Source organism: Planotetraspora kaengkrachanensis, assembly GCF_016862895.1.
Taxonomy (GTDB): Bacteria; Actinomycetota; Actinomycetes; order Streptosporangiales; family Streptosporangiaceae; genus Planotetraspora; species Planotetraspora kaengkrachanensis.
This window is the reverse complement of sequence record NZ_BONV01000050.1, coordinates 34509-58874: the sequence shown is the minus strand read 5'-3', so window position 1 is coordinate 58874 and position 24366 is coordinate 34509. Positions and strand designations below refer to the sequence as shown.

Here is a 24366-nt window from a genome sequence, read left to right as displayed (position 1 = left end):
GCTCACATCCGGCCGGCCGCACAGTGAGCGCGGTTAGCGGCTTGTAGCACAGCAGTAACAGAAGGGACCCAGCTGTGAAACCGCCTGAAAGCACCATCGGACCCATGCCGATCTCACTATCCCCTCCGGGGCCTGTGATGCCCCGGGATCCGGTGAGAACGGCGACCCACTGCCCGTACTGCGCGCTGCAGTGCGGCATGCAGGTCGTGGACGGACGCGGAGGAGGCGGGGGAATCGGCATCGAGGCCCGCGAGGACATCCCCGCAAACGCGGGGAACCTCTGCCAGAAGGGCTGGACCGCCGCCGCACTGCTGGATTCGCCCGAGCGCCTGACCTCGCCGCTGCTTCACGGCAGGCGGGTCGGCTGGGACGAGGCGCTGGACTTCGTGGCCCGGCGTGTCCGGGACGTCCAGGCGCGGTACGGGCCCGACGCGGTCGCCGTGTTCGGTGGCGGCGGGCTGACGAACGAGAAGGCCTACCTGCTCGGCAAGTTCGCCCGAGTGGTCCTGCGGACGAGCCAGATCGACTACAACGGCCGGTTCTGCATGTCGTCGGCGGCCGCCGCGGCCAACCGGGCCTTCGGCATGGACAGAGGGCTGCCCTTCCCGATCACCGACATCGGCCGGGCCGGCGCGGTTCTGCTCGCCGGGGTCAACGTCGCCGAGACCATGCCGCCGTTCGTCAGGCATCTGACGAGGATGCGGGACGGCGGTGGCCGGCTGGTGGTCATCGACCCGCGGACCACTCGGACGGCCAGGGTCGCCGATCTCCACCTGCGGCCCGCACCGGGGACGGACCTCGCGCTGGCCCTCGGCCTGCTCCACGTCGCGATCGCCGACGGCCACGCCGACCTGGACTACCTGGCGGGACGCACCACCGGGTTCGAGCGGGTCCGCACCTCGGTCGCCGCGTGGTGGCCCGAGCGGGCCGAGCGCGTGACCGGCGTGCCGGCCGCCGCCATGCGCGAAGCCGTACGGATCCTGGGCGACGCGGAGCGCGCGATGATCCTGACCGGGCGCGGCGCGGAGCAGCACGCCAAGGGCACCGACACCGTCACGTCGTTCGTCAACCTGGCCCTCGTGCTCGGCCTGCCGGGCAGGGAGGGCTCCGGGTACGGATGCGTCACGGGCCAGGGCAACGGCCAGGGCGGCCGTGAACACGGGCAGAAGGCCGACCAGCTTCCCGGCTACCGCAAGATCGACGATCCGGCCGCGCGGGCCCACGTCGCGTCCGTCTGGGGGGTCGATCCCGCGGACCTGCCGGGGCCGGGCAGGTCCGCGTTCGAGATGCTCGACGCGCTCGGCACCCCCGGCGGCCCGCGGGCGCTGCTCGTGTTCGGCTCCAATCCCGCGGTGTCCGCCCCGGACGCCGGGCGGGTGGCCCGCGGGCTCGGCGCGCTCGACCTGCTCGTGGTCTCCGACATCGTGACGTCCGAGACCGCCGCGCTCGCTGACGTGGTCCTCCCGACCACCCAGTGGGCCGAGGAGTCCGGCACGATCACGAACCTGGAGGGACGGGTGCTGTTGCGCCGCAGGGCGGCCGATCCGCCCGCGGGTGTGCGCAGCGACCTGTCGATCCTGTCCGGCCTCGCCGGACGGCTGGGGCATCACAAGGGCTTCCCAGCCGACCCGGGAACGGTCTTCGGTGAGCTCCGCCGGGCCTCACAGGGAGGGATCGCCGACTACTCGGGCGTCACCTACGAGCGGATAGCCGCGGAGACGGGCGTCTTCTGGCCGTGCCCCGCCGAGGCGCCCGGCGAGATCGCCCACCCGGGAACCCCGCGCCCCTTCCTCGAGCACTTCGCCACCCCGGACGGCCTGGCCAGGCTGGTGCCGGTGGATCACCGGCCGCCGGCCGAGGACGTCGACACCGACTTCCCGATCTATCTCACGACCGGCCGGGTGCTGGCGCACTACCAGTCCGGGGCCCAGACCCGCCGCATCGCCGCGCTCAACGAGGCGTCCCCGGAGGTCTTCGTCGAGCTGCACCCCGATTTGGCCGGACGGCTCGGTGTCGAGCCCGGCGGCAGGGTACGGGTCCGGAGCAGGCGCGGCGTCGTCGAGGCCATGGCCAAGGTGAGCCCGGTGGTCCTGCCGGACACCGTGTTCATGCCGTTCCATTGGGACGGCGTCAACAGGCTGACCAACGCCGCGCTCGATCCGGTGTCCGGGATGCCGGAGTTCAAGGTCTGCGCGGTCGCGGTGGAGCGTGTCGCGTGAGGCTCGTGGTGGTGGGCAACGGGATGGCGGGCGCACGCCTCGTCGGCGAGGTGCGTTCGCGGAGCCGGGACGTCCGGATCACGGTTTTCGGCGCGGAGGCGCGGCAGCCGTACAACCGGGTGCTGCTGTCCAACGTGCTGGCCGGCACGTCCACCCCCGACCAGGCCCGCCTGGTGGACCCCGCCTGGTACGGCGAGCACGACGTGACCGCGCGCCTTGGCGTCCGGGTGACCGCGATCGACCGGGATCGGAAGACGGTCCTCGCGTCCGACGGGACGCGGGAGCCGTACGACGTGCTGGTCCTGGCGACCGGCAGCGAACCGGTCGTGCCGTCGATCCCCGGGGCCGGGCGGGCGCTGCCGTTCCGGACCCTGGACGACTGCGACCGGATCAGGAAGGCGGCGACGTCCGCGCGCGGCGTGGCGGTCGTCGGCGGCGGGCTGCTCGGCATCGAGGCGGCCCGCGGCCTCGCCGGGCGGGGCGTCCCGGTGACGCTGCTGCACCTGGGCGATCACCTGATGGAGCGGCAGCTCGACGTGGAGGCGGGCCTGGTCCTGCGGCAGACTCTCGGGGCGCTCGGTGTCCGGGTGCGCACCGGAGTGACGGTGAGCGCCGTCCACGAACGGCGGGTGGACCTGTCCACAGGCGAGTCGATGGACGCCGACCTGGTCGTCCTCGCGTGTGGCGTCCGGCCGGTGGTCGGCCTCGCCCGCGACGCGGGCCTGGAGGTGGACCGAGGCGTCGTCGTGGACGACGAACTGCGCACGGACGATCCCGCGATCTTCGCGATCGGGGAGTGCGCCCAGCACGCGGGCATGGTCTACGGACTCGTCTCGCCCGCGTGGGAGCAGGCGGCCGTCGCCGCCGACGTCGTCACCGGGGCGGATCGGGCCGCGCGTTACCGCGGGTCCCGCATGGTGACGCGGCTCAAGGCCAGGAGTGTCGAGCTGGCGGCGATGGGCGAGACCCACCTGACCGACGAGCAGGCGGAGATCGTCAGCTTCAGTCACCGCCGCAACGGCACCTATCGGAAACTCGTCATCCGGGACGGCCGGCTGGTCGGGGCGATCCTGCTGGGCGAGACGCCGGCCGTCGGCACGCTGACACGGCTGTTCGACAGAGGGGGACCGCTTCCCGCCGATCGGGCCGGGCTGCTGTTCCCCGGCGTCCTGGCCGACGTCGCGGTGGCGCAGAGCCCGGTGCGGATGCCCGACTCGGCACAGGTCTGCCACTGCAACAACGTGACGAAGGGCCAGATCCGGGCCTGTTGGGAGGCCGGCGCCCGTGATCTGCCGGCCGTGACGGCCGCGACGGCGGCCACCACCGGATGCGGAGGCTGCCGCGACGCGGTGGAGGGAATCGTCGGGTGGTTGTCGGAGCAGGAAGGGGTGAGCGCATGACCTCCCGACCCGAGACCGGGACCCGGGTCGTCGTCGTGGGGTTCGGGCCCGCGGCGCACCGGCTGATCGAGAACCTTGCCCGGCGCGGATTCCCCGGGCGGATCACCGTATTCGGGGAGGAGCCGCGGCCGGCGTACGACCGGGTCGCGCTCACCTCGTACCTGCAGGGCAGGAGCGCCGAGGACCTGACCTGTCCCGTCCCCGACGGCGTCACGCTCCGGCTCGGCCGCAGGGTCGCCGGCATCGACCGGGTCAACCGAACCGTCGTCACGGACGCGGGACAGGCCGAGCCGTACGACGTCCTGGTGCTCGCCACCGGATCGGCGCCCTTCGTGCCGCCCGTGCCGGGGCGAGACCTGCCGGGATGCTTCGTGTACCGGACCATCGACGACCTGGACGCGATCAGGGAGGCGGCCGGGCGGGCAGGCTCCGGAGTGGTCGTGGGGGGAGGGCTGCTGGGCCTGGAAGCCGCGGACGCCCTGCGCGGGCTCGGGCTGGGCACCCACATCGTCGAGATGGGCGACCGGCTGATGCCCCGGCAGGTGGACGAGGGCGGCGGCGCCGTGCTCCGCGGTCACGTCGAGGCGCTCGGCCTGACCGTCCACACGGGCACCGGCGTGCGGGCGATCGAGCCGGGCCCGGACGGCAGGGCCGCGCGGCTGGTGACGTCGCAGGGCGGGGCGATCGAGGCCGGGGTCGTGGTGTTCTCCGCGGGGATCCGGCCCCGCGACGAGCTCGCCAGGCACTGCGGCCTGGACGTCGGCGAGCGGGGCGGCATCGTGGTCGACGCGGGGATGCGGACCTCCGACGAGCACGTCTACGCGGTCGGCGAGTGCGCGCTCGCGGGCGGGATCGTGTACGGCCTCGCCGGGCCGTGCTTCACCCAGGCCGAGGTCGCCGCCGACCGGATCATGGGCGGGACGGCGTCCTTCGAGGGCGCGGACGTGTCCACCAGGCTCAAGCTGCTCGGCGTCGAGGTGGCCCAGTTCGGGGCGATGTCGGGGGCGCTCGACGTGACATACCTCGACCCCGTCGCGGGCGTCTACAAGAAGCTGTTCGTCAGCGACGACGCCATGACGCTGCTCGGCGGCATCTGCGTGGGCGACGCCACGCCGTATGACACGCTGCTGCCGTTCGTCGGGAAGGCGCTGCCCGGATCCCCGAGCGACCTGCTCTTCCCCGGCGCCGGCGCGACGATCGAGGTGCCGGACGATGCGCAGGTCTGCTCGTGCAACAACGTCAGCAAGGGCCGTGTCCGGACCGCGGTCGCGGAGGCCGGGCTGACCGACGTGCAGGGGGTCAAGGATTGCACGCGCGCCGGAACCACCTGCGGCAGCTGCGTGCCGATGCTCAGGCGCATCCTGGCCGAGTCCGGAGTGGACGTCGGGAGGGGACTGTGCGAGCACTTCGCTCTCAGCCGGGCGGAGCTGTTCGAGATCGTGCTCGTACGCGGGATCACCACGTTCTCCCGGCTCGTCGCCGAGCACGGCACGGGACGCGGGTGCGACGTCTGCAAGCCCGTCGTGGCCTCGATCCTGGCGTCGCTCGGCAACGGCCACATCCTCGACGGCGAGCAGGCGGCCCTGCAGGACACCAACGACCACTTCCTGGCCAACATCCAGAAGAACGGCACCTACTCCGTCGTCCCGCGCGTCCCCGGCGGGGAGATCACGCCGGACAAGCTCATCGTCATCGGCGAGGTGGCCCGCGACTTCGGGCTGTACACGAAGATAACCGGAGGCCAGCGCATCGATCTGCTCGGCGCCCGGGTCGAACAGCTGCCGGCCGTCTGGGCGCGGCTCGTCGCGGCCGGGTTCGAGTCCGGCCACGCGTACGGGAAGGCGCTGCGCACCGTGAAGTCCTGCGTCGGCTCCACCTGGTGCAGATACGGCGTGCAGGACTCGGCGGGCCTCGCGGTGGCCCTGGAGCTGCGCTACCGGGGCCTGCGCTCCCCGCACAAGCTCAAGGCCGCCGTCTCCGGCTGCGCCCGCGAGTGCGCGGAGGCGCGGTCGAAGGACTTCGGGATCATCGCGACGGAGCGGGGCTGGAACCTCTACGTGGGCGGCAACGGCGGGTTCACGCCCCGGCACGCGGACCTGCTCGTCGCGGACCTGCCCGCCGACGAGCTGGTCAGGGTCATCGACAGGTTCCTGATGTTCTACGTCCGGACGGCCGATCGGCTCCAGCGGACCTCGGCGTGGATCGAGGGCCTCGAAGGCGGACTCGACCACCTGAGGGCGGTCGTCCTCGACGACTCGCTCGGCATCTGCGCGGACCTCGAGGCCCAGATGGAACGGCACGTCGCGTCCTACGTCGACGAGTGGCGCGCCGCAATCGAGGACCCCGACAAGCTCCGTCGCTTCGTCAGTTTCGTGAACGCCCCCGGCACCCCCGACCCCTCGATCGTGTTCGAGACCGAGCGCGACCAGATCAGGCCGGTGCCTGTCGTCCTGGAGGGAGTACGCGTATGACCACGCCCGCCGAGACCCACGCGACCGCCGAGAACGGCACCTGGACGCGGGTCTGCCGCCACGCCGACCTCACCGCCGAACGCGGCGTGGCGGCCCTGGTCGGCCGGCACCAGGTGGCGGTCTTCCTGACGTTCGACGGAGGGCTGTACGCGCTCGGGAACCGCGACCCGTACAGCGGGGCCCACGTGATGTCCCGGGGCATCGTCGGAACCAGGAACGGCGAACCCTGCGTGGCATCCCCCATGCACAAGCAGGTCTTCTCCCTCGTCACGGGTGCCTGCGTCGACGACCCCGCGGTCGTCGTCCCGACTTATCCGATTCGCGTCAACGACGAAACCGTGGAGGTGAGCGTGGCATGACCGCGCTTCTGGACGATCCCCTTGTCGCGCCTGAGACGGCGCCCGACGCGCTGGCCGGGTTCACCATCGGGGTGACCGCGACGCGGCGTCGCGAGGAGTTCTCCGCGCTGCTGGAGCGCCGCGGCGCTCGTGTGATCCAGGCGCCCGCCATCCGCCTGGTGCCCCTGGCCGAGGACACCGGCCTGCTCGCGGCCACCCGCGCCTGCCTGGAGGCTCCGGTCGACTACGTGGTGATCACCACGGGCGTCGGCCTGCGCGGATGGATGGCCGCGACCGAAGGATGGGGGCTGTCCGCCGACATCGCCCTCCATTTCGAGGCGGCCCGGCTGCTTCCCCGGGGGCCCAAGGCGCTCGGGGCGGTCCGGGCGGCCGGGCTGACCGACTTCTGGACGCCCGCCACGGAGTCCTGCGAGGAGGTGAAGGACTACCTCCTGGCCCAGGACCTCCGCGGCCGCCGCATCGCCGTGCAGTTGCACGGAGAGCCGCTGACCGGGTTCGTCGCCGCGTTGCGGGAGGCCGGCGCCGAGGTCATCGAGGTGCCCGTCTACCGATGGCTGCCCTACCGTGACACCTCGCCGCTGCGCCGCCTGGTGAGCCAGGCCGTCACGGGCTCGGTGGACGCGGTGGCGTTCACCAGCGCCCCCGCGGTGATCGCCATGCTGAACGCCGCCCGTGCCGACGGCCTGGAGGAGCCGCTGATCGCGGCCTTCAACTCGCATGTGGTCGCCGCCTGCGTGGGCTCGGTCACCTCCGCCCCGCTGGAGGCCAGGGGCGTGCGGGTCGTCCGGCCCGACCGGCCCAGGCTCGGCGCGCTCGCCCGCACCCTGGCCCGTCACCTGCCCGTGAACGGCGTCACGCGGATCGTCGCGGGCGGCCACGACCTGGAGATCCGCGGGCACGCGGTGGTCGTCGACGGCGAGCTCAAACCGCTGCCTCCGGCGCCCATGTCGGTCCTCAAGCGGCTCGCCGAGCGGCCGGGCCACGTGGTCGCCCGCGCGGAACTGCGCATGGTCCTGCCAGGCGGCCCGTCGCGCGACTCGGCCGAGCACGCGGTGGAGATGGCGATCACCCGCCTGCGCCGGGCGCTCGGCCCCTCCGGCATCGTGGAGACGGTGGTCAAGCGGGGCTACCGCCTGGCCGTCGGCCGGGACGAACGATGACGGCCACCCTCGTCCTCGCTGCGCACGGGGCCCGCGGCGAGGAGTGGGGGTCCGTCATGCGCTCCCTCGCGGAGCTGGTGCGCCGGGCCCGCCCCGGCCGGCGGGTGGAGCTCGGCTTCCTTGAGCTCAGCTCGCCCGCCCTCATCGACGTGCTGGCCGCCGTGCCCGGGCCCGTGGTGGTCGTCCCGCTGCTGCTCGCCGGGGGATACCACGTGCACATCGACCTGCCGTCCGTGATCGCGCGGACCCGGCCGGACGCGCGGGTCACCGGGCAGCTCGGGCCGCACCCGCTGCTGACCGCGGTCCTCGCCCGGCGGCTCGTGGCCGCGGGCCTGCGGTCGTGCGACGCCGTCGTCCTCGGGGCGGCCGGCTCGTCGGACCCGGCCGCGCTCGAGGACGTCAGGGCCGCCGCCCGGCTGCTCTCCGTACGGCTTTCGCGCCCGGTGACGGCGGCCTTCGCCTCGGCCGGGACCCCGACGGTGGACCAGGCACTGGAACGGATCAGATCCGGGCCCGCCCCGCGGACCGTGATCGCGTCCTACCTGCTGGCTCCGGGGCACTTCCACGAACGCCTGATCGCTTCGGGGGCCGACGCGGTCGGCGCCCCCATCGGCGTCGACGACGACGTGGCGGCACTGGTGTGGCGGAGGTTCGACCGGGCCGTCGTCGCCGGACACCCGGTGTCGCCGGTCCGGCCGGTCCGGGCCCGGCGCCTACCGAGCCTGTCCCTGACCGCGGACTTCCCGCCGCCGGGCGGCCCCGGCGTCACAGGCGCATCTGACGCGTGACGGCCGGGTGGCCAGGCGGCCGCGGCGGGCCGGTCAGCCGTCGGTGCCGCGGTCCCGGCGGCGCAGGTACCGCTCGAACTCGGCCGCGATGGCGTCGCCGCTCGCCTCGGGCAGTTCGGCCGCGTCCTTGCGCTCCTCGAGCTCCTTGACGTACTCCGCGACCTCGGAGTCCTGGGATGCCAGCTCGTCGACCCCGTGCTCCCAGGCGCGGGCCTCCTCGGCCAGCTCGCCGTACGGCATGGGGATGTCGAGCATGTCCTCGATCCGGCGCAGCAGCGCCAGCGTGGCCTTCGGGTTGGGCGGCTGGGCCACGTAGTGGGGGATCGACGCCCACAGCGACATGGCCTGCAGCCCGGCGGAGCCGAGCGAGTGCTGGAGCACGCCCACGATGCCGGTGGGCCCCTCGTACTTGGTCAGCTCCAGGTTGAGCGCCCGGGCGAGCCCGGGATCGCTCACGGACCCGACCACCGGGACCGGGCGGGTGTGCGGGGAGTCGTTGAGCAGCGCGCCGAGCAGGATCGCCAGGTCGACGCCCAGGTCGTGGCAGAGCCCGACGATCTCGGCGCAGAACGAGCGCCAGCGCATGTTGGGCTCGATGCCGCGCAGGAGCACCACGTCGCGCTTGGCGCCCGGCGGGCGGGCGAGCAGCAGACGGGTGGTCGGCCAGATGATGGACCGGGTGAGACCCTCACCGAGCTCCACGATCGGCCGGGTCACCTGGAAGTCGTAATAATCCTCCGGGTCCAGCTCGACGAGCGGGATCGCCTTCCACATCGTCTCGAGGTGGGCGATGACGCCGCTTGAGGCCTCACCTGCGTCGTTCCACCCCTCGAACGCGGCGATGAGCACCGGGTCGACGAGCTCAGGGAGCCCTTCGAACTCGATCACGCGCCGCCTCCCTAACTGGGCCACTGATTTATCGTTCAACCCAAGACTATTCGGTGAGGGTACCCGGGCGTCACCCACGAACATCACCGGGCCTTCGTTGTGCCCGGAAACACAGGGGACACGACGCCGCCAAGGGAGATCATGTGGAATTTGTCATGACACCCAGCCGATAGGCTTTGACGCATGACCAGCAGACCCTCCTTCCGCGAAGCGCTGACCGAGCGAGTCTTGGTCGCCGACGGGGCCATGGGGACGATGCTGCAGTCCTACGACCCCACCCTGGACGACTTCCAGGGCCACGAGGGCTGCAACGACGTGCTCAACGTGAGCCGTCCCGACATCGTCAGAGCCGTTCACGACGCGTATCTCGCGGTGGGCGTCGACTGCGTCGAGACCAACACGTTCAACGCCAACCAGGCGGCTCTCGGCGAGTACGGCATCGCCGACCGGATCTTCGAGCTCTCCGAGGCGGGCGCGAGGCTGGCCAGGGAGCAGGCCGACACGTGGTCGACGGCCGAACACCCCCGGTTCGTCCTCGGCTCCATGGGGCCGGGCACCAAGCTCCCCACCCTGGGCCACCTGCCGTACATGACGTTGCGCGACGCCTACCGGGAGAACGCCGCCGGCCTGATCGCGGGCGGGGCGGACGCCCTGATCATCGAGACGTGCCAGGACCTGCTCCAGGTCAAGGCGGCCGTCGTCGGCGCGAAGCGGGCGATCGCCGAAGCGGGCCGCGACGTGCCGATCATCACGCAGGTCACCATCGAGACCAACGGCGCGATGCTGCTGGGCTCGGAGATCGGCGCGGCGCTGACGGTCATCGAACCGCTGGGCGTCGACCTGATCGGCCTCAACTGCGCCACCGGGCCGGCCGAGATGAGCGAGCACCTGCGCTACCTCGCCAAGCACGCCCGCCTGCCGCTGTCGTGCATGCCGAACGCCGGCCTTCCCCAGCTCACCTCCGAGGGGGCCCACTACCCCCTCACCCCCGACGAGCTCGCCGACGCCCACGAGGGCTTCACCCGCGACTACGGCCTCGCCCTGATCGGCGGATGCTGCGGCACGACGCCCGAGCACCTGCGCAAGGTCGTCGAGCGCAACGCAGGCAAGGAACGCGCCGCCCGGCGCCCCCGCCCGGAGGCGGGGGCGGCCTCGCTGTACCAGCACGTCCCCTTCCGCCAGGACACCTCCTACCTCGCGATCGGGGAGCGGACCAACGCCAACGGCTCCAAGGCGTTCCGCGAGGCCATGCTCGCCGGGAACTACGAGGAGTGCGTCGACATCGCCAGGGCGCAGGCCCGCGACGGCGCCCACATGCTCGACCTGTGCGTCGACTACGTCGGCCGCGACGGCGTGGCGGACATGAAGGAGCTGGCGTTCCGCTTCGCCACCGCCTCGACCCTGCCGATCGTTATCGACTCGACCGAGCCCGCGGTCATCGAGGCCGGCCTGGAGATGCTCGGCGGCCGCGCTGTCGTCAACTCGGTCAACTACGAGGACGGCGACGGGCCCGACTCCCGCTTCACCAAGGTGATGCGCCTGGTCAAGGAGCACGGCGCCGCCGTGGTCGCGCTGACCATCGACGAGGAGGGCCAGGCACGCACCGCCGAGTGGAAGGTCCGCGTCGCCACCCGGATCATCGAGGACCTGGTAACGAACTGGGGGATGCAGGTCCCCGACATCATCGTCGACTGCCTGACCTTCCCCATCGCCACCGGCCAGGAGGAGACCCGCCGCGACGGCATCGAGACCATCGAGGCGATCCGCGAGCTCAAGCGGCGTTACCCCACGGTGCAGACGACGCTCGGCCTGTCGAACGTCTCCTTCGGCCTCAACCCGGCCGCGCGGATCGTGCTCAACTCGGTCTTCCTCAACGAGTGCGTCAACGCCGGCCTCGACTCGGCCATCGTGCACGCCTCCAAGATCCTCCCGATGGTGCGGATCCCCGACGAGCAGCGCCAGGTGGCGCTCGACCTCGTCTACGACAGGCGCCGCGAGGGCTACGACCCGCTGCAGCGCTTCATGGAGCTGTTCGAGGGCATGGACGCCGCCGCGCTCAAGGCCGACAAGGCCGCCGAGCTCCTCGGGCTCCCCCTGTGGGAGCGGCTCAAGCGGCGCATCATCGACGGGGAGAAGAAGGGCCTGGAGGGCGACCTCGACGAGGCGCTCACCCAGCGGCCCGCCCTTGAGATCATCAACGACGTGCTGCTCGACGGCATGAAGACCGTCGGCGAGCTGTTCGGCTCCGGTCAGATGCAGCTGCCGTTCGTGCTGCAGTCGGCCGAGGTCATGAAGACCGCGGTGGCGCAGCTCGAGCCGCACATGGACCGGGTCGACGGGGTGAGCAAGGGCCGGATCGTGCTCGCCACGGTCAAGGGCGACGTGCACGACATCGGCAAGAACCTGGTGGACATCATCCTGTCCAACAACGGCTACGAGGTCGTGAACCTCGGCATCAAGCAGCCGGTGTCGGCCATCCTCGAGGCCGCCGACGACGAGAAGGCCGACGTGATCGGCATGTCCGGACTTCTCGTGAAATCGACGGTCATCATGAAGGAGAACCTCGAGGAGATGAACTCCCGGGGCATCTCGGACAAGTATCCGGTCCTTCTGGGTGGAGCCGCCCTGACCAGGGCGTACGTCGAGCAGGACCTCGCCGATCTCTACCAGGGCGAGGTCAGGTACGCCAGGGACGCGTTCGAGGGGCTGCGGCTGATGGACGCCTTCATGGCGGTCAAGCGCGGCGTGGAGGGGGCGGAGCTGCCCGCGCTGCGGGAGCGCCGGGTGAAGACCGGCGCGGTCCTGACCCGGACCGCCGTCGAGGACCTGCCGGCCCGCTCCGACGTCGCGGCCGACAACCCCGTGCCGAAGCCGCCGTTCTTCGGCGACCGGGTGGTCAAGGGCATCCCGCTCGCCGAATACGCGGCCTTCCTGGACGAGCGGGCCACGTTCATGGGCCAGTGGGGCCTCAAGGGAGCACGCGGCGACGACGGGGCCTCTTACGAGCAACTCGTGGAGACCGAGGGCCGGCCGCGGCTGCGCATGTGGCTCGACCGGCTGCAGACGGAGAACCTCCTCGAGGCCGCCGTCGTGTACGGGTACTTCCCGTGCGTGAGCGAGGGCGACAACCTGATCATCCTCGACGAGGCGGGGAACGAGCGGACCCGGTTCACCTTCCCGCGCCAGCGGCGCGACCGGCACCTGTGCCTGTCCGACTTCTTCCGGTCGCGCGACTCCGGAGAGGTCGACGTCATCGCCTTCCAGGTGGCCACCATGGGCAGCCGGATCAGCGAGGCGGCCGCGGAGCTGTTCGCGAAGGACGCCTACCGCGACTACCTGGAGCTCCATGGTCTGTCGGTGCAGCTCACCGAGGCCCTCGCGGAGTACTGGCACGCACGGGTGCGGACCGAGCTTGGCATCGGCGGCGACGAGTCGCTCGCCGACATGCTCAAGGTCAACATCGCGGGTTGCCGCTACTCCTTCGGGTACCCGGCCTGCCCGAACCTGGAGGACCAGGTTCAGCTCATGGAGCTGCTCGATCCTTCGCGCATCGGCGTCACCCTGTCGGAGGAGTTCCAGCTCCACCCCGAGCAGGCCACGTCGGCGCTGATCACCCATCATCCCGAGGCGAAGTACTTCAACGTCTAGCCTCCGGGCTTTCGCGGAATGCGGGCCGGGGCGGCGGTGTTGACGCCTCCCCGGCCCGGGCCGTACTCCTCTCGGCTCCCCGGGGTGAGGAAGGCTCCGGGGGGACCTCTACCATGTTGGGTCCCCCCTCTTGCTCGACGAAGGCGCTCAGCCGGGGGAAGGGGTCTCGTGGACGCTGTGCTGTTCGACATGGACGGTCTGCTCGTCGACACCGAGCGGGTCTGGTTCGAGGTCGAGGAGGAGGTCGTCGGCCGCCTCGGGGGAACCTGGGGGCCGGAGCACCAGGAGCAGTTGGTCGGGGGGTCCTGGGAGCGGACCGTCGCCTACATGCTGGCCCTGACCCGGACCGACGTCGATCCGGCGATCGTCGGCGAGTGGCTGATCGAGGGCATGGAGAGGCGCCTGTCCACGGGGGTCGTCCTGATGCCGGGCGCGGGCGAACTCCTGCGCAGCCTGGGCGACCACGGGATCCGCATCGGGCTGGTCACCTCCTCCCTGCGGGTGATCGCCGACGCCGTCCTGAAGGGCGTCGGCCGCGAGCACTTCGAGGTGATCGTGACGGCGGACGACGTCTCGCGGACCAAGCCCGACCCCGAGCCCTACCTGACCGCGGCGGCGCTGCTCGGGGTGAACCCGGTGCGGTGCGCCGTCCTGGAGGACTCGCCGAACGGCGTGGCCGCGGCGACGGCGGCCGGCTGCCGGGTCGTGGCCGTGCCGAGCGTGCTCCCCATCGCGCCGGCGGAAGGCCGGCTCGTCATGCCCTCGCTGCTAGATGTGAACGTCGACCTGCTGCGGTCGCACGTCCTCTGATCACGGAGGGGCCGCTCACGGGCCGCTGATCCCGGAGCTCTGATCCCGGGAGCCGTACGTGCTCCCCGGCCGCCGGACGCATGCATGATCGCCACCGGCGGCCGACGGGTGATCACTCCCGCGCGGAGCGGCGGGCCGCGTGCCAGGATGGACAGTGATGTCCGGCCGTGACTTAGGGGACCGCCATGACCTTCGACCAGATCGCCTGGCTGCCGCTCAGCGCCGGGGTCACCGCTGTGGGGATCGCGCTGAGCTATCTGGCCTTCCGCCGCAGGGGACTCGCCGCGGGGTTGCGCGCCACCGCCTGGTCGCTGCTGCCCCTGGCGGCCTACCTCACCGGAGCGCTCAGGACGGTGTGGAACATCGGCTCCGCCGTCGTGGGCTTCGTCACCGGCCTCGTCTTCTCGCCGATGGTCTGGGCGGGCGTCGTCGTCACCGGAGTGTCGGCCCTGCTCTTCTTCGTCTCGGGCGGGATGCGGGGCAGGACCCTGTCCCGGGCGCGCGCGGCCGGCGCCGACCCGGAGGCGGCCGCGAAGCCGGGCACGCCCCGCAAGCCGGCCAAGGCGGCCGGGCCGCAGCCCGTCGAGGGGGGCGCCAAGCCCGCGCCCGCCGACGATTTCTCCGACATCGAGGACATCCTCAAGCGGCGTGGGATCAGCTGAAGATCCCACATTTGGTGACTTGTGACACTCATCGACGTTCTGTCACGGATCTGCGACACAACAGAAACGAGACCCCGACAATCCTTCCAAGATCAACACGAATGAGTTTCGCATGAATCACAGTTGAACAACAGGCGCCCTCTAGGTCCTGGTCACTGCAGCTCAGCGCATACATTGTGCGTTCCAGAGGCCCACACACCCGGGTCTCGGGAACACTGTCGTCTGCGATCCAGGGGGCCCCATACCCATGGCCGCGCGTAGCAAGGTCAGTAAGGAAGTCAGCACCTTGGTCATGGGACCGCGCAAGGAGGGTCTATGACCGCGCCGCTGGACGTGCCCGGATCGGAATTCGAGGCCACGCCAGAATCCGTCCTCGCGGGGCAGTCCGAGGCCAAGGCGATCCAGGGCCGTTCGCTCGGCCAGATCGCCTGGATGCGCCTCAAGCGCGACAAGGTCGCCCTCGCGGGCGGCATGGTGGTGATCTTCCTGATCCTGGTGGCGATCTTCGCACCGGTGATCGCCGGAATCTTCGGCCAGGACCCCACGCAGTTCAACTCCGATCTCATCGACCCGGCCACGCTGGTGCCCAAGAGCGGTACGGGCATAAGCGCCGACCACCTCTTCGGGATCGAGCCCGTCAACGGCCGCGACATCTTCAGCCGCGTCGTCTACGGCGCCCGCATCTCGCTGCTGATCGCCTTCCTCGCGACGTTGTTGTCCGTCGTCATCGGCACGCTGCTCGGCGTCACGGCGGGATATTTCGGCGGAATCGTCGACTCGATCATCAGCAAGGCGATGGACGTCTTCCTGGCCTTCCCGATCCTGGTCTTCGCCATCGCGCTCGCGGGCGTCGTCCCGGACAGCGCGTTCGGCCTGACCGGCGACACTCTGCGTGTCTCCCTGCTGATCTTCATCATCGGCTTCTTCAACTGGCCGTACATCGGCCGCATCATTCGCGGGCAGACGTTGTCGCTGCGTGAGCGTGAGTTCGTGGACGCGGCCCGGAGCCTGGGCGCCCGCGGGCCGTACATCATCTTCCGCGAGATGTTGCCCAACCTCGTCGCGCCGATCCTGATCTACGCGACGTTGCTGATCCCGACGAACGTGCTCTTCGAGGCGGCGCTGTCGTTCCTCGGCGTCGGTGTCAGGCCGCCCACCCCCACGTGGGGCGGCATGTTGTCGGACGCGGTCCGGTTCTACACGGTTCCGCACTTCATGTTCTTCCCCGGCATGGCGATCTTCATCACCGTCCTGGCGTTCAACCTGTTCGGCGATGGCCTGAGGGATGCCCTCGATCCGAAGGCTCGATGAATTCTCTCGATTTCCGGTAAGTTCCCCGGCTCTACCAATCAAGGGATCCGTAGATGCAGAAAACAACGAGACTGGGCGTGGCCGCGCTGAGCGCGGTCCTCGCTCTCGGCCTCGCCGCCTGTGGAGGCGGTTCGAGCAGCACGCCGTCGGCGTCCGGTGGGGCGACGGCGGCCGGAGCGACGGGCGAGTTCAACGGCGCCCTCACCGCGGTGGTCAACCCGTCGGACAAGAAGGGGGGCATCCTCAAGTTCGCGAACGCGGGTGACTGGGACTCCCTCGACCCGGGCGACACGTACTACGGCTACTCCTGGAACTTCATCCGGCTCTACGGCCGCTCGCTGGTGATGTTCAAGTCCGCGCCCGGCAAGGAGGGCAACGAGCTGACGCCCGACCTCGCCGAGGGCCTGGGCACGCCGAGCGACGACGCCAAGACCTGGACCTACAAGCTCAAGGCCGGCATCAAGTTCGAGGACGGCACCCCCGTCACGTCCAAGGACGTGAAGTACGGCGTCGAGCGGTCGTTCGACAAGGAGGTGTTCCCTGACGGGTACACCTACTTCAACGACTTCCTGAACTGGCCCAAGGACTACAAGGGCGCCTACAAGTCGCCGGACGCCAACACCGACAGCGCCATCGAGACGCCGGACGACCAGACGATCGTCTTCCACCTCATCAAGCCGCTGAGCAACTTCGACTACTTCGCCCAGCTTCCCGCCACCATCCCGGTCCCCAAGGCCAAGGACACCGGCGCGAAGTACAAGGAGCACGTGATCTCCACCGGGCCGTACAAGTTCGACAAGAACGAGATCGGCAAGGGCTTCACGCTCGTCCGCAACGACCAGTGGGACCCGGCGACCGACCCGAACCGCAAGGCGCTGCCCGACGGTTACGACGTCGCCACCAACGTCAACGCCGACGACATCGACAACCGGATCCTCGCCGGTGACCTCGACGTCGACATCGCGGGCACCGGTGTGCAGCCGGCCGCCCTCGGCCGCGTCCTGCCGGACCCGGCGATGAAGGCGAACACGGACAACCCGACCGGCACCCGCCTCTGGTACACGTCGATCAACGGCAACGTCCCGCCGCTCGACAACCTCGAGTGCCGCAAGGCCGTCGAGTACGCCGCCGACAAGACGGCGCTGCAGACCGCGTGGGGCGGCGAGTTCGCCGGTGGTCAGATCGCCACCAGCCTGCTGCCGCCGTCGATCCCCGGCCACGAGGACTTCAACACCTGGGTGCCGGGCGCCGACAACAAGGGCGACGTCACCAAGGCCAAGGAGGCGCTGACCGCCTGTGGCCAGCCGAACGGCTTCGAGACCAACATCTCCTACCGGGCCGAGCGTCCGAAGGAGAAGGCGGCCGCCGAGGCGCTCCAGCAGTCGCTGGGCCGCGTGGGCATCAAGCTGACCCTCAAGCCCTTCCCGCAGGCCGACTACTTCGCCCTGTACGCCGGCAAGCCGGGCTACGCCAAGGACAACAAGCTCGGCCTGGCCATGAACGGCTGGCAGTCGGACTGGCCCGACGGCTTCGGCTTCCTCCAGCAGATCGTCGACAGCCGCGTCATCCGTGACACCGGCGGTTCCTCGAACGTCAGCGTCCGCGACCCCGAGGTCGACAAGCTGATCGACCAGGCGATGGAGCAGACCGACGCCAACGCCCGCAACGCCATCTGGACCCAGATCGACAAGAAGGTCATGGATGACGCCTACATCCTGCCGAACGTCTGGGCCAAGGCTCTGCTGGTGCGCAGCAAGAACGCGACGAACGTGTTCGTCAACGACGCGTACGGCATGTACGACTACCTCGGCATGGGCGTCAAGTAACAACCCTGCACATCCGATAGATCCGCGCTACGCGTGAACGCGGCAAGGGGGCCGGCTCGTAAGGGCCGGCCCCCGGAGCCGGGGGGACAGTGGTCACATACATCATCCGGCGGCTGATCTGGTCGGTCGTGATGCTCTCCATCGTGAGCATCATCACGTTCGCCATCTTCTTCCTGGTGCCGCGCCTGGCCGGCGCGACGTCGGAGGATCTCGCCGCCCGTTACGTCGGGCGCACCGCCTCGGCGGAGCAGGTCAAGGTCGCGGCTGAGAAGCTGGGCTTCAACGATCCGCTCGTCGTGCAGTACGGGCGCTTCGCGAAGGGCATCGTGGCCGGCGCCGACTACGACTACGGCCCCGGCGTGGAGCACTGCCCGGCGCCCTGCTTCGGGTACTCCTTCCTCACCCGGCTGCCGGTCTGGCCGGACCTGCTCGACCGGCTCCCCGTCACGGTCTCCCTGGCGATCGGGGCCGCGCTGATCTGGGTCATCGCCGGAGTCGCCACCGGCGTGCTGTCCGCGCTGAGACGCGGCAGCTTCTTCGACCGGGCGGCGATGGGCATCGCCCTCGCGGGCGTGTCGCTACCCATCTTCTTCACCGGAATCGTGTCGCTCGTGGTGTTCAGCTACGGCCTGCACATCACGGCACCGGGCAACACGTATACGCCTTTCCTCGACAACCCGGCCACGTGGGCGTACAACCTGCTGTTGCCGTGGATCACGCTCGCCTTCCTGTACGCCGCCGGGTATGCCCGGCTCACCCGGGCGGGCATGCTGGAGACGATGGGCGAGGACTACATCCGGACCGCGCGGGCCAAGGGCCTGCCGGAACGGGTCGTGGTCGCCAAGCACGGCCTGCGCGGCGCGCTCACCCCCATCCTTACGATCTTCGGTCTCGACCTGGGACTGCTGCTCGGCGGCGCGGTGCTCACCGAGAGCACCTATTCCCTGCCGGGCATGGGCAAGTACGCCATCGACGCCATCGGCCACCAGGACCTTCCCCAGGTCATGGGCGTGACGCTCGTCGCCGCGTTCTTCGTGGTCTTCGCGAACCTGGTCGTCGACCTCCTGTACGCCGTGGTCGACCCGAGGGTGAGGCTCGTGTGAACGAGCGAACGAATAAGCACGGGAGCCCGCGAGTGAGGCCGACGAAGGAGGGCTCGTGAGCTTTCTTGAACTGAAGGACCTGAAGGTCCACTTCCCGACCGACGACGGCCTGGTCAAGTCCGTCGACGGGCTGTCCTTCTCGCTCGACCGCGGCAAGACCCTCGGCATCGTGGGGGAGTCCGGCTCCGGCAAGAGCGTCACCTCGCTGGGCATCCTCGGCCTGCACAAGGGCGGGCGTGCGAAGCTCGGCGGCGAGATCTGGCTGGACGGCGAGGAACTCGTCGGCGCCAGCGCCGATCACGTGCGCACGCTCCGCGGCAAGAAGATGGCGATGATCTTCCAGGATCCGCTGTCGGCGATGCACCCGTTCTACACGGTGGGCGCCCAGATCATCGAGGCGTACCGGATCCACAACGACGTCAGCAAGAAGGTCGCGCGCAAGCACGCGATCGACCTGCTCGGCCGGGTGGGCATCCCGCAGCCGGACCGGCGGGTGGACAGCTACCCGCACGAGTTCTCCGGCGGCATGCGGCAGCGGGCCATGATCGCGATGGCGCTGAGCTGCGACCCCGAACTGCTGATCGCCGATGAGCCGACAACGGCCCTCGACGTCACCGTCCAGGCGCAGATCCTCGACCTGATGCGTGACCTCCAGCGCGACTTCAACGCCGCCCTGATCATCATCACGCACGACCTGGGCGTGGTCGCCGAGCTTTCCGACGACATCCTGGTCATGTACGGCGGCAAGTGCATCGAGTACGGCACCGCCGAGGACATTTTCGAACGGCCCGAGCACCCCTACACCTGGGGTCTGCTGGGCTCCATGCCCCGGCTCGACCGCGATCGGACCGAACGGCTCCTGCCGATCAAGGGCTCGCCGCCGTCGCTGATCAACGTGCCGGCCGGGTGCGCCTTCCATCCGCGTTGCACCTTCGAGGACCGCACGGACGGCAAGGCCAAGAGCGAGGTCCCGCAGCTCGCGGAGACCGAGGGCGGTCACCTGGTGCGCTGCCACATGCCACGTGACATGCGGCGCTCCATCTGGGAGGCCGAGATCAAGCCGAGCCTGGAGGCGTCATGAGCCGGCGCGGTGAGCGAGACACGACGAACGCGGCGTCCCGCCGGAGCGGAGCGCGAGTCGTCACGCGAGGAGAGACCCATGAGTGAGCCCCTGCTGTCCGTCCAGGGGCTGGAGAAGCATTTCCCCGTGACCAAGGGGCTCCTCCAGCGCCAGGTGGCGGCGGTCAAGGCCGTCGACGGCGTCAGCTTCGACGTCGTCAAGGGCGAGACGCTCGGCCTGGTGGGCGAGTCGGGATGCGGCAAGACGACGACCGGGCGGCTGATCACCCGGCTCATCGAGCCGACCGGCGGGAAGATCGTCTTCGAGGGCAACGACATCACGCACATGTCCCAGGGCCGGATGCGCCCGCTCCGCCGGGACGTGCAGATGATCTTCCAGGACCCCTACAGCTCGCTCAACCCCCGGCACACGGTCGGCGCCATCGTCGGCGCCCCGTTCCGGATCCAGGGCATCAAGACCGAGCAGGGCACCAAGAAGGCGGTCCAGGAGATCCTGGAGCTGGTGGGCCTCAACCCGGAGCACTACAACCGTTATCCGCACGAGTTCTCCGGCGGTCAGCGGCAGCGCATCGGCATCGCGAGGACCCTGGCGCTCAAGCCGAAGCTGATCATCGCGGACGAGCCGGTCTCCGCGCTCGACGTGTCGATCCAGGCTCAGGTGGTGAACCTCCTCGAGGACCTGCAGGGCGAGCTCGACCTCACCTACGTGGTGATCGCGCACGACCTGTCGGTGGTCCGGCACATCAGCGACCGGGTCGCCGTGATGTACCTCGGCAAGATCGTCGAGCTGGCCGACCGCAAGAGCCTGTACGAGTCGCCCATGCACCCGTACACGAACGCGCTGCTGTCCGCCGTGCCGATCCCCGACCCCAAGGGACGCGGGCGGGAGCGCATCCGCCTGCAGGGCGACGTGCCGTCCCCGCTCAACCCGCCGCCCGCCTGCCGGTTCCACACCCGGTGCTGGAAGGCCCAGGAGATCTGCAAGACGGTCGAGCCGCCGCTGGAGACGCTCGCCACCGGCCACCAGGTCGCCTGCCACTTCCCGGAGAACACCCCGGCGGCCGCCGCGGAGCCCGCGGCCACCACCGCCTGACCGGACGGCGCCCCCAAGGGTTTCCACCGGTACGGCTCCCGCGTCCCCCCCGAGCGCGGGAGCCGTACCGGTGGAGTTCCTGTCACTGCGCGGCGATCGCCCGCAGCACGTCCATTCTGGCCGCCCGGCGCGCCGGCCAGGCCGCCGCGAGCACGCCGACCAGCGCCGCCGCCGCCAGGTAGGCGCCGAGCTGGGCGGCGGGCACGGACAGGACGTCGATTCCCTGGTCGGCGAGCGCACGCTGGACCGCCCAGCCGAAGCCGATGCCGACGGCGATCCCGAGCAGCGCGCCGAACACCGAGATGAGCACGGACTCGTAGCGGATCATCCTGCGCAGCTGGCGCCTGCCCATTCCGACCGCCCGGAGCAGCCCGATCTCCCGCGTCCGCTCGATGACCGAGAGCGCCAGCGTGTTGATGATGCCGAGGACCGCGATCAGGATCGAGAGCACCAGCAGGGCGCTGATCATCGTGAGGAGCTGCCCGACGCTCGCGCGGGCCTGCTCCTTGATGTCGGACCGATCCTGCAGCGTCAGGTTGGGATAGGCCGCCAGGGAGGCCTCCAGGCCCCTGCGGACGGTCGCGGCGTCGGCGCCCGGCTCCTTGACGACGAGGACGGTGGAGACCCGGGAGTCCGGGTAGTGGGCCGCGTGCGTGGCCTCTCCCAGGAGGTACGGCCCGGCCATCGGGTTGTCCGCGAAGACGCCCGCGATCCTGATCGTCGCATGGGCGCCGTCGGCGTACTGGGCCCGCACGGACGACCCCGTCGTCCAGCCGCTCGCCGCCGCCGTCCTGGCGTCGACCAGGATCTCGTCGGCATCGGCGGCGAGCGTGCCCGACTTCATCTCGAGGCCGAACGGCGCGGCCAGCTCCTCGGGGTCGCCGACGGCGGCGAACACCTGCTGGTCGCCCAGCCTGACCTGGGCGTACGTCATCGGCGTCGCGTTTTTCACACCCGGCACGGCGGCGAGGGCGGCCGACACCGACGGGTCGAACGATCCGGGCGGTCCGAAGCCGCCACCCGCCGAGACCTGGAAGTCGGCGCCGAGCGAGCCGTCGAGCGCCTTGTCGATGGAGGCCGTCATCGAGGCCGCGAGCACCGACACCGTGGCGATCAGAGCCATGCCGATCATGAGCGCCGCCGCCGTGGCGGACGTCCTGCGGGGATTGCGCTGGGCGTTGCCGCTGCCGAGCCTGGCCGTCGTGCCGAACAGCCGGACGAGGGGCGCACCCAGCAGCCGGGTGACCGGCCGCGCGAACAGAGGGCTCAGCATGGCGACCGCCAGGAACACCAGCAGCGCGCCGCCTCCGACCGGCGCAAGCGGGTCGCCGGCGTCGCCCGCGAGACCGGTCGCGAGCAGCGCGCCTCCCGCGGCGGCGAACAGCCCACCGGTCACGGCGCGGGCGCGCAGCGACCGGGCCGGGGGCGCCGTGCCGTCCCGCAACGCCGCCACCGGGGGCGTCCGGGCAGCGCGGCGGGCCGGGAAGAAGGCCGCGACCAGGGTGACGGCGACGCCGACCGCGAGGGTCCACACGACCGTCGACGGCGCGATGACCAGCGCGGTCGTCGGAAGGTCGGCGCCCATGGCGGAGAACAGACCGCGCAGCCCGACCGCCAGCCCGGCCCCCGCGAGCAGGCCGGCGATCGAGCCGAGCAGTCCCACCCCGAGCGCCTCGCCCATGACCGAGAGGGTCACCTGCCGGCGGGACGCTCCGACGGCGCGCAGCAGCGCCAGATCCCTGGTCCGCTGCGCGACCAGCATCGAGAACGTGTTGAAGATGATGAACGAGCCCACGAAGACCGAGATGACGCCGAAGGTCAGCAGGAACGTGCTGAGGAAGCCGAGGAGCTCCTTGACGTCGCCGGCCGCGTCGTCCGCGGCCTGCTCGGCCGTGATCGCCTCGAATCCCGCGGGCACGACCGCGTTCACCCGCCCGGCCAGCTCGGCCGGGGAGACCCCGTTCGCGGCCTTGGCCACGATCCCGGAGAAGGCGCCGGGCTCGGCCAGCAGCCGCTGCGCGGTGGCGGGCTCGAACGCGGTGTAGGTGACGCCGCCCGTCCGCCCGCTCGCGCCGACCTTGAAGACCCCGACCACCTCGTACGGCTCGGCCGGCCCCTTCGTGACGACCTTCACCTGGTCGCCGGTCGCGTATCCGGTCTTCTCCGCGGTGACCGAGTCGAGGGCGACCTCATGGGGAGCCGTGGGACCTCGCCCGCTGACGAGGGTGTAGTCCGACAGGGACGACGGCCAGCCGATCCCCATCTGCGGCGGGCCGTTCCCCCCGGCGACCTTCCCGTCCCTGCCGACGATCGCCGCGAATCCCGTGATCTGGCCGCGGGCCTCGGCCACGCCGTCCACGCGGCGGACCTGGTCGAGGACGGAGGCGGGAACCGGCTTCGCGGCGAGGTCGTCGGCCCCGCCTGTGAACGCCCGCGTGCCCTGCACCGTCACGTCCACCGTGTGCGTGCCCTCCGAGAACAACTCGTCGAAGGCCTTGTCCGTCGTGCTGGAGAAGATCAGCGTTCCGGCGACGAACGCCGTGCCCAGCACCACGGCGAGCGCGGTGAGGCCGAGGCGCAGCCGGTGCGCGGCGAGGTTCCGCAGGGTCAGCCGGGTGATCATCGATCCAGGCCCTTCATGCGTTCGAGCACGCCCTGAGGGGTCGGCCCGGCGAGCTGGTCGACGATGCGGCCGTCCGCGAGGAAGACGACGAGGTCGGCGTAGGACGCCGCCACGGGGTCGTGGGTCACCATGACGACCGTCTGGCCCATCTCCCGCACCGAGTTGCGCAGGAACGACAGGACCTCGGCGCCGGAACGCGAGTCGAGGTTGCCCGTGGGCTCGTCGGCGAAGATGATCTCGGGCTTGCCTGCCAGGGCACGGGCGCAGGCCACCCGCTGCTGCTGGCCGCCGGACAACTCGGACGGCCGGTGCCGCAGCCGCGGGCGCAACCCCACCGTGTCGATCACCGCGTCGAGCCAGGCCTGGTCGGGCCGCACACCCGCGATGTCCATCGGGAGCGTGATGTTCTCCAGCGCGGTCAACGTCGGGATCAGGTTGAACGACTGGAAGACGAATCCGATCCTGTCGCGGCGCAGCCGGGTCAGCCGCCTGTCGTCGAGGCGGGTCAGCTCGACGTCGCCGACGAACACCTGGCCGCCGGTCACGCCGTCCAGGCCGGCGAGGCAGTGCATCAGGGTCGACTTGCCCGATCCGGACGGGCCCATGATCGCGGTGAACCGCCCGCCGGGGATGCCCAGGGTCACTCCGTCGAGCGCGTTCACCCGGGCGTCGCCGGTGCCGTACACCTTGGTCACGCCGACGGCCCGCGCGGCCAGCGAACCGGCGGACCGGATCTCGTCATCGGTCGTGGGCGCGGTGCCGGCGTGGTCTCCGTACGCGGAGGCGGTCAGGGGGGTCGTCAGGGGGAACGTCATGCTTCGACGCTATGGGCGCCCGCACGGCGGGGGATCGGCCTGCGGGACCTACTCGGACTGCCCCCGCGGCAGGAGAACCCGGACCGGCCCCTACTACCCGAGGAGTAGGC

General features: G+C 70.8%; 17 protein-coding genes. 14 read left to right on the top strand and 3 right to left on the bottom strand.

Features of this window, described 5'->3' with window-relative positions; all coding sequences use genetic code 11:
* Positions 1–104: 104 nt before the first annotated feature.
* The 6 genes from Pka01_RS36885 to Pka01_RS36860 are packed head-to-tail and all read left to right on the top strand — an operon-like array spanning position 105 to position 8397.
* Positions 105–2219: a molybdopterin oxidoreductase family protein gene (locus Pka01_RS36885; RefSeq protein WP_203887632.1), complete on the top strand. Its 2115-nt coding sequence runs from the start codon at positions 105–107 to the stop codon at positions 2217–2219.
* Positions 2216–3619, top strand: a complete 1404-nt coding sequence (locus Pka01_RS36880) for an FAD-dependent oxidoreductase (protein WP_203887631.1) — start codon at positions 2216–2218, stop codon at positions 3617–3619. Before Pka01_RS36885 ends, Pka01_RS36880 begins: the two co-directional genes overlap by 4 nt.
* Positions 3616–6090, top strand: coding sequence for a nitrite reductase large subunit NirB (nirB, locus tag Pka01_RS36875; RefSeq protein ID WP_203887630.1), 2475 nt, complete (start codon positions 3616–3618; stop codon positions 6088–6090). The genes Pka01_RS36880 and nirB overlap by 4 nt, the downstream gene beginning before the upstream one ends.
* Positions 6087–6449 carry a nitrite reductase small subunit NirD gene (gene nirD / locus Pka01_RS36870; protein ID WP_203887629.1) on the top strand — a complete coding sequence of 121 codons (363 nt, stop codon included), beginning with the start codon at positions 6087–6089 and terminating at the stop codon, positions 6447–6449. Before nirB ends, nirD begins: the two co-directional genes overlap by 4 nt.
* Entirely contained in the window at positions 6446–7609 is a 1164-nt protein-coding gene (locus Pka01_RS36865) for a uroporphyrinogen-III synthase (protein ID WP_203887628.1), read from the top strand. Before nirD ends, Pka01_RS36865 begins: the two co-directional genes overlap by 4 nt.
* On the top strand, positions 7606–8397 hold the full coding sequence (locus Pka01_RS36860) for a sirohydrochlorin chelatase (protein WP_203887627.1): 792 nt from the start codon (positions 7606–7608) through the stop codon (positions 8395–8397). Before Pka01_RS36865 ends, Pka01_RS36860 begins: the two co-directional genes overlap by 4 nt.
* Positions 8398–8430: 33 nt before the next feature.
* Here the strand turns inward: Pka01_RS36860 and Pka01_RS36855 are convergent, their stop codons facing one another.
* Positions 8431–9285, bottom strand: coding sequence for a PAC2 family protein (locus Pka01_RS36855; RefSeq protein WP_203887626.1), 855 nt, complete (start codon positions 9283–9285; stop codon positions 8431–8433).
* Between the two features lie 183 nt (positions 9286–9468).
* Here Pka01_RS36855 and metH point away from each other — a divergent pair, with 183 nt between their 5' ends.
* The 8 genes from metH (at position 9469) to Pka01_RS36815 (ending at position 20818) form a co-directional block, all read left to right on the top strand.
* Positions 9469–12933 carry a methionine synthase gene (gene metH, locus Pka01_RS36850; RefSeq protein WP_203887625.1) on the top strand — a complete coding sequence of 1155 codons (3465 nt, stop codon included), beginning with the start codon at positions 9469–9471 and terminating at the stop codon, positions 12931–12933.
* 168 nt (positions 12934–13101) lie between these two features.
* Entirely contained in the window at positions 13102–13743 is a 642-nt protein-coding gene (locus tag Pka01_RS36845) for an HAD family hydrolase (RefSeq protein WP_239116008.1), read from the top strand.
* Positions 13744–13928: 185 nt separating this feature from the next.
* On the top strand, positions 13929–14405 hold the full coding sequence (locus Pka01_RS36840; RefSeq protein ID WP_203887624.1) for a cellulose synthase: 477 nt from the start codon (positions 13929–13931) through the stop codon (positions 14403–14405).
* 315 nt (positions 14406–14720) lie between these two features.
* The gene (locus Pka01_RS36835; RefSeq protein WP_203887623.1) at positions 14721–15716 is read left to right on the top strand and encodes an ABC transporter permease; all 996 of its coding nucleotides are present in this window, start codon (positions 14721–14723) and stop codon (positions 15714–15716) included.
* A gap of 53 nt (positions 15717–15769) precedes the next feature.
* Positions 15770–17542, top strand: a complete 1773-nt coding sequence (locus tag Pka01_RS36830; protein WP_203887622.1) for an ABC transporter substrate-binding protein — start codon at positions 15770–15772, stop codon at positions 17540–17542.
* Between the two features lie 89 nt (positions 17543–17631).
* Positions 17632–18645, top strand: coding sequence for an ABC transporter permease (locus Pka01_RS36825; RefSeq protein WP_203887621.1), 1014 nt, complete (start codon positions 17632–17634; stop codon positions 18643–18645).
* A 55-nt stretch (positions 18646–18700) separates the two neighbouring features.
* Entirely contained in the window at positions 18701–19726 is a 1026-nt protein-coding gene (locus Pka01_RS36820; protein ID WP_203887620.1) for an ABC transporter ATP-binding protein, read from the top strand.
* 78 nt (positions 19727–19804) lie between these two features.
* Positions 19805–20818: an ABC transporter ATP-binding protein gene (locus Pka01_RS36815; protein ID WP_203887619.1), complete on the top strand. Its 1014-nt coding sequence runs from the start codon at positions 19805–19807 to the stop codon at positions 20816–20818.
* Between the two features lie 82 nt (positions 20819–20900).
* Here the strand turns inward: Pka01_RS36815 and Pka01_RS36810 are convergent, their stop codons facing one another.
* Together Pka01_RS36810 and Pka01_RS36805 are read right to left on the bottom strand one after the other, a co-directional pair.
* Positions 20901–23441, bottom strand: coding sequence for an ABC transporter permease (locus tag Pka01_RS36810; RefSeq protein WP_203887618.1), 2541 nt, complete (start codon positions 23439–23441; stop codon positions 20901–20903).
* On the bottom strand, positions 23438–24256 hold the full coding sequence (locus Pka01_RS36805) for an ABC transporter ATP-binding protein (protein WP_203887617.1): 819 nt from the start codon (positions 24254–24256) through the stop codon (positions 23438–23440). Before Pka01_RS36805 ends, Pka01_RS36810 begins: the two co-directional genes overlap by 4 nt.
* Positions 24257–24366: the final 110 nt, after the last annotated feature.